Consider the following 5,610-nt stretch of genomic DNA (forward strand, 5'->3'; position numbering starts at 1 on the left):
TGCCTGCATGCTCGGCATCCGAAAAACTGATCTGGCTCATCGTTGGCGCTCCTTCATTCAGCATGCGTAATCAACGTTCAGAGCGGCCATCCGTGGACTTGATCAGATGTTCCCTAGTGTCCTGTCCCAGTGATACGTGAGCAAAGTCGATGGAGCTTTTCCAGGATCGAGTCGGCAGTTGCAGTCCAGCGAAACGGCTGGGCGTTCTGGTTGTGAGAGGTCACGAAGTGATCGATGCGCTGCACCAGTTGCTTGACGCTGGTGAAGGATCCGCGGCGGATTGCTTTGTCCGTGATCAGGGCAAAGAAGCGCTCGACCTGGTTCAACCAGGAGCTGTAGGTCGGAATGAAGTGCATGTCGCTCAAATGGGCGTATTGACCATGCTGCGCCGGGGATCGGGATGTTCAGGTCGGCGATGCGTGCAACCTTCGACACACACAGCTCATGTGGCACTGCACCACGGTGCGGGGCAGTCGCCGGCGCGCTCATGGTCGCGGCACGATCGAAGATCGTCGCAAATTTGACAGTTTCGACGCGGCGCCAGACATATCATCCCCCACCACATGAACACTCACATCGCGGATGTCCGCCCTGTCTCGCGTCGCCGACGCGCCCTGCTGGCTGGCGGCGTGCTGCTGGCGAGCACCGCCGCCGCAGGCGTCGGATACGTCGCCACGCACTCCAACTCGCCGATCGCCATGAATGAATTTTCCGACCTTGCCCACGCCATGAGCACGCTCGAGCGCCTTCGCGAGGCGCCGCTGCATACCCGCTCGGGCTGGGACCTGGCCCATGTGCTGCACCACTCTGCGCAAAGCATCGAATACTCCCTGGACGGCTTTCCACAGCCGAAACCTGCCTGGTTTCGCGCCTCGTTGGGGCGCATGGCATTTGCGGTGTTCTCGGCGCGCGGCAAGATGAGCCATGGACTGGAAGAGCCGATACCCGGCGCACCGGCGATTGCTCCGGGCCAGCCGCTGAACGCTGCGGTGGAGCACCTGATGAACGCCTTGAATCGTTTCGAACGACACAGCGGGACGCTCGCCCCTCACTTCGCCTACGGCGCACTGGATAAATCCGAGTACGCGCGCGCCCACCTCATGCACCTAGCGAATCACTGGGCACTGGTGGACGCCGGCTGACGCGCGCCGCCGAGCAGGGCCACGACCTCCTGCACGAGCGGCGCATTCCTTGTCTTGCTCCAGGCCACGGCCGTCGTCACCACCTGCAGGTTCTCCTTGAGCGGGTGGAGCACCACGTTCTGAGGTGCGAGTTTTTTTCATCGATGCAGGCACGAGCGCAATCCCTTGCCCGCATCCGACGAACGCAACCTGCGAAGCGACGCTGCGAGTCTCGTGGACCACCCTGGGCGACAAGCCGTGGGCAAGGCACGCGGCTGTCAGGCCGTCGAAATAGAGCGGTGCACGGCGCCAGCGAGGAATGTCTCCACAGCGCGCTGAACCATTGCTTGAATCTGATCCGCCGACAGCGGTGAAGGATCGGCCTGGTACAGACGAATCTGAGTCTCCGCCGTCACCAGTGCGGAGAACTGCATCGCAGTCACGACGGGATCTGCACGCCGCAGTTCGCCGTATTCCATGGCAGACGCCATGAGCCCGGCGAGCGTCTGAATGAACTCGGTCGGACCCGATTCGTAGAACAACTGCCCCACATTGGAGTGCCCGGCTTCGGCAATGACCATCCGATAGACCGCGAGCGCATCGGCATCGTTGCTCAGCACAGACAGCATTCGCTCGCCGAAGCTCGTCAACAGTGACTCGAGCGTGGCATCACCACTCACTTCCAGCAACTCCGCCGGCGCCGCCGCCAGGTGCGATGTGGCAACGCTCTGCACTACCGCCGTGAATAGTTCCTCCTTCGAGGGGAAGTATCCGTAAAGCGTGGCCTTCGATCCGCCAAGACGCTTGGCAAGTTCGTTCATCGATGCCCGTTCGTATCCCTGCTCTCTAAACAGTGCTAGTGCCGCCTCAAGGATGGCGTTGCGGCGGATCTCCGTTCTTACCTTCATCACGTCTCCTTCGAAAGAATACCCAACTGTACATTTTTCTTGACAGCGTGGATTCTCGAAATCAATAATGTACCGTAACGTACAGTTGCGGCCAACTTCGGCACCCCGATCAACCAAAGGAATCCATGCCCGCCCTTCTCAAAACTTCAACGGTTGCCTCACTTGCGGTCTGCCTGGTCCTTGGTGCGTGCAGCAGTACGCAGCCTATTCCTTACGCGGGCATCCCGTCGTCCAGCCAGTTGCGCCCCAGTCAGAACGATGACTCCGGCCGCATCCCGTTCGAATACAAGACCCAGGTCGACTGGCGCAGGTATTCGGCCTTCGTCCTCGATCCGGTCGCTATCTATCGCGGCAGCGACGCCCAGTTCGACGATGTGTCGGAAGACGACAAGGCATTCCTCGCCCGCAACATGCGGGACCAGTTCGCCGAAAAGCTGAATGCCCGCTTCAGGGGCGCTCCAGGCCGCAATGCAAATGCATTGCGGATCAAACTGACGCTCACTGGCGCAAAGACGAACACGGCCGTGCTCAGCACCTTCTCCCGGTTCGACCTCATGGGCGGCCCCTACAACGCCGTGCAGGCCGTCCGCGGCAGGGAAGGCGCCATGACGGGCTCGGTCAGCTTTGCGGTCGAGATCTACGACGCCTCGACCAACGAGCTGCTCGGGGCCTACGTCGCCAAGCAGTACCCCAATGCATGGAACCTCAAGGCCGGTATCGGCGCCAGAAGTGCGTCCGTCGTAGGCATTGAAAAAGGCGCCGACCAACTGGTCGCCTACCTTCAGTGACGCGGGCCTCGAGGACTGACCCACATGGACGCCATTCACCGGATACGCCAGGCCGCCGAGGCGACGAGGAGGACGCTCGCGCGGCGACTGCGAAGGTCCTGCATCCAGCTTCAGTGCGCCTTCGCAAGGGTCGCCCGGTCCAGGCGCGGCATCTTCCACGCCAAATGAATCATCACCCACTGCAGGAGCACTCCATGACCTTCACCCGGAATTTCCGCCTCGCATGCATGGCCGCCTGCCTTGCACTCGCCTTCAACGCGAAGGCTGAACTCTTCACCTCCCTGGCTTCCAGTGCAGGCTCTGCCTCCAGCGGCAGCGCGTCCGCATCGCTGCGCGGTTCGAGCAAGAGCTCGTTCGACGGCGACAAGGTGGCCGAGGGCGACTACCGCATCACCGAAGTGGCGCAAGCCACCGACCGCGCCGGCTTCACGCGCGTCGCAATGCAAAGCGACGACACGCAGCAGCGCATCGTGCTCGAGCTGCCGCAAGCCACCTTCGCGAAGGAACGCCTAGGCCCTGGCGACATCGTGCATGCGCAACCGCGAGCCTACGGAACGGCATTCGCGCGCAGCGACAACCGCCAGGCGTTCTACCTGGTGCTCGCCGACGATCTGTACGGGGAGCTGGCCGCCCGCCCCGTCAGCCTTTGAGCGTCGTGCGCCGGCTCGCGCTGGGGCTCGCGGCGGTCCTCGCTCTCGCCTGGGGCACGGCGCAAGCGGCGCCAGGTGGGACCGGACCGCTGGCTTCCTCGCAGTTCTGCGATCACACGAAGCCACTGACCGCAGACCAGCAGGATCGATTGCTGCGCCTTGCCGCCGTCGTGCGCGACGAGCTCTCCGCCTCCGGCGACGGTGCCGTGCTGATCAGCCGTTCCGGGCTCGATCTTTCGCGATTCCGAATCCGGTACTCCCACGCTGCCATCGCGTGGCGCGACGAGAAAGACGCCTGGTCTGCCCGCCAGCTGTACTACGCCTGCGACGAAGGCCGCCCGCGGATCTACGACCAGGGCCTGACGGGGTTCGCGATGGGCATCGACGATCCCGCGCTGAGCTACATCTCGATCGTGCGACTCCCCGCCGACGCGGCTCGGACGCTGCGACGCGCGGCGCTCGACACGCCGCGCGCGCTGCACCTGCTGGCCGCAACCTACAGCGCCAATGCCTATCCGTTCAGCCTGCGCTACCAGAACTGCAACCAGTGGGTCATGGAGCTGCTCGCCGTCGCGTGGGGCAACCTGGCCGACGGAGACGACCTGCGCGAACGCGCCCAGGCCTGGCTGCGGCAGGCGCCCTACGAACCCGAACCGGTCGACGTTGGCTCGCATGCGCTGATCTTCGCATCGAGCTTCGTGCCCCTGCTGCATTTGGACGACCACCCGGAAGAAGACCGCTACGCGCTGAAGCTGCGAGTCAGCCTGCCCTCGACCGTCGAGGCCTTCGTGCGCGAACAGCTGCCCGGGAGCGAGCGCATCGAGCTGTGCCATGACGGCAAGCAGGTCGTCGTGCATCGCGGCTGGACACCCATCGCCGATGGCTGCCGGCCGGGCGACGGCGATCGTGTCTTGCAGCTCGACTAGCCAACGCACCACCCACACCTTGCAGACGAAGGAAACACGAATGCGCCCGTCGATGCACACCATGATTCGCGCCACCGCCTTCGCCTTGGCAGGCTGTACGGGGGCGCAACCGCGCCCTTATCCCGGCTCCCGGTCGACTGAAGAGGACCAGGGGGCACTGGCTCAGCACATGGACGCCCGGTTCAGCGACAGGCTCAACGCAAGATTCGGCTTGGTAGCGCGCCCGGATGCCTCAAAGGCCGGTATCGACAAGGCAGCCGACGACCTGGCCGCCCGTCTGGCGTGACCCGCCATCGCGTCCGAATGTCCTCGCTGATTTGGCTTATCCCAGTGCTCGCGGCATTGATCAGTATCACTCTGGTAGCCCGGGTCCTGCTCGAGCGCGGCCCCACGGTCGAGGTGAGCTTCAGAACGGCCGAAGGTCTGGAAGCCGGCAAGACGGTCGTGAAGTACAAGGACGTGCAGATTGGCGTGGTGAAGAGTCTGCGACTGTCCGGCGACCGCTCGCAGGTGCGCGTGGTGCTGCAGCTGAACCAGGACGCCGAGGGCTTCGCTGCACGGGACACGCGCTTCTGGGTGGTACGACCGCGACTCGACACCACGGGCATCTCGGGCCTGGGCACCTTGCTGTCCGGCGCCTACATCGGGGGCGATGCAGGCACGTCGAGCGAGAACAGCAAGATGTTCGTCGGCCTCGAAGCGCCTCCCGTCGTGACGCACGACGCGTCGGGCACGCAGTTTCTGCTGCGTGCTGAGGACGCAGGCTCGCTCGGCGTGGGCTCGCCGGTGTTCCTGCGGCGCATCAAGGTCGGCCAGGTCGCCGCCTATGAGCTCGAACGCGACGGCCACGGTGTCTTGTTGCGGATCTTCGTGAACGCGCCCTACGACAGCTTCGTCGGCGTCAACACGCGCTTCTGGCATGCCAGCGGGTTCGGTCTGCGGCTCAGCGCGAGCGGCGCGACGCTGCGCACCCAGTCGCTCACGTCCATTCTTCTTGGGGGCATCGCCTTTGGTGCGCCGGACGAAGCCCGCGGACCGGCGGCCCCTGAGGGCGCAGCCTTCGCGCTGGCCGGCGACGAGTCGACTGCGATGAAAACTCAGGACGGCCCGGCGCAGACCCTGCTGCTGTACTTCAACCAGTCGCTGCGCGGCCTGTCGCCGGGCGCGGCGGTGGACTTTCGCGGTGTCGTGATCGGCGAGGTGAAGGCCATCGGCGC

At 64.3% G+C, this 5,610-nt stretch carries 7 protein-coding genes and 2 pseudogenes; 6 read left to right on the forward strand and 3 right to left on the reverse strand.

The genetic code is table 11. The features are described 5' to 3' along the window. Nucleotides 1-113 precede the first annotated feature (113 nt). Nucleotides 114-356: pseudogene (locus ACSFBF_RS35845) on the reverse strand (IS630 family transposase); the annotation flags it as partial. 207 nt (nucleotides 357-563) lie between these two features. Here ACSFBF_RS35845 and ACSFBF_RS35850 point away from each other — a divergent pair. After that, the gene (locus ACSFBF_RS35850) at nucleotides 564-1,142 is read left to right on the forward strand and encodes a DUF1569 domain-containing protein (protein ID WP_435462964.1); all 579 of its coding nucleotides are present in this window, start codon (nucleotides 564-566) and stop codon (nucleotides 1,140-1,142) included. Here the strand turns inward: ACSFBF_RS35850 and ACSFBF_RS35855 are convergent. Then, a pseudogene (locus ACSFBF_RS35855) lies at nucleotides 1,115-1,424 on the reverse strand (LysR substrate-binding domain-containing protein); the annotation flags it as partial. The gene ACSFBF_RS35850 and the pseudogene ACSFBF_RS35855 overlap by 28 nt on opposite strands. Further along, entirely contained in the window at nucleotides 1,400-2,029 is a 630-nt protein-coding gene (locus ACSFBF_RS35860; protein ID WP_435462965.1) for a TetR/AcrR family transcriptional regulator, read from the reverse strand. The pseudogene ACSFBF_RS35855 and the gene ACSFBF_RS35860, both read right to left, overlap by 25 nt. A gap of 125 nt (nucleotides 2,030-2,154) precedes the next feature. On the opposite strand from ACSFBF_RS35860, the gene ACSFBF_RS35865 reads away from it, so the two are divergent. From ACSFBF_RS35865 to ACSFBF_RS35885, 5 genes are all read left to right on the forward strand, one after another. Continuing rightward, the gene (locus tag ACSFBF_RS35865) at nucleotides 2,155-2,817 is read left to right on the forward strand and encodes a DUF3313 domain-containing protein (protein ID WP_435462966.1); all 663 of its coding nucleotides are present in this window, start codon (nucleotides 2,155-2,157) and stop codon (nucleotides 2,815-2,817) included. Between the two features lie 194 nt (nucleotides 2,818-3,011). Next, the gene (locus tag ACSFBF_RS35870; protein ID WP_435462967.1) at nucleotides 3,012-3,467 is read left to right on the forward strand and encodes a TOBE domain-containing protein; all 456 of its coding nucleotides are present in this window, start codon (nucleotides 3,012-3,014) and stop codon (nucleotides 3,465-3,467) included. Next, nucleotides 3,464-4,393, forward strand: a complete 930-nt coding sequence (locus ACSFBF_RS35875) for a DUF2145 domain-containing protein (RefSeq protein WP_435462968.1) — start codon at nucleotides 3,464-3,466, stop codon at nucleotides 4,391-4,393. Before ACSFBF_RS35870 ends, ACSFBF_RS35875 begins: the two co-directional genes overlap by 4 nt. Before the next feature lie 19 nt (nucleotides 4,394-4,412). Next, nucleotides 4,413-4,679: a hypothetical protein gene (locus tag ACSFBF_RS35880; protein ID WP_435462969.1), complete on the forward strand. Its 267-nt coding sequence runs from the start codon at nucleotides 4,413-4,415 to the stop codon at nucleotides 4,677-4,679. Beyond that, on the forward strand, nucleotides 4,676-5,610 hold a 935-nt coding region (locus tag ACSFBF_RS35885), incomplete at its 3' end, for a PqiB family protein (RefSeq protein WP_435462970.1). The genes ACSFBF_RS35880 and ACSFBF_RS35885, both read left to right, overlap by 4 nt.

Source organism: Variovorax nivicola (assembly GCF_051216475.1).
GTDB lineage: Bacteria > Pseudomonadota > Gammaproteobacteria > Burkholderiales > Burkholderiaceae_C > Variovorax.

What these genes read in the sequence shown, in the direction of transcription:
- ACSFBF_RS35865 (WP_435462966.1), top strand. Translation starts at nt 2,155, where the DNA reads ATGCCCGCCCTTCTCAAAACTTCAACGGTTGCCTCACTTGCGGTCTGC.
- ACSFBF_RS35870 (WP_435462967.1), top strand. Translation starts at nt 3,012, where the DNA reads ATGACCTTCACCCGGAATTTCCGCCTCGCATGCATGGCCGCCTGCCTT.
- ACSFBF_RS35860 (WP_435462965.1), bottom strand. Translation starts at nt 2,029, where the DNA reads ATGAAGGTAAGAACGGAGATCCGCCGCAACGCCATCCTTGAGGCGGCA.
- ACSFBF_RS35850 (WP_435462964.1), top strand. Translation starts at nt 564, where the DNA reads ATGAACACTCACATCGCGGATGTCCGCCCTGTCTCGCGTCGCCGACGC.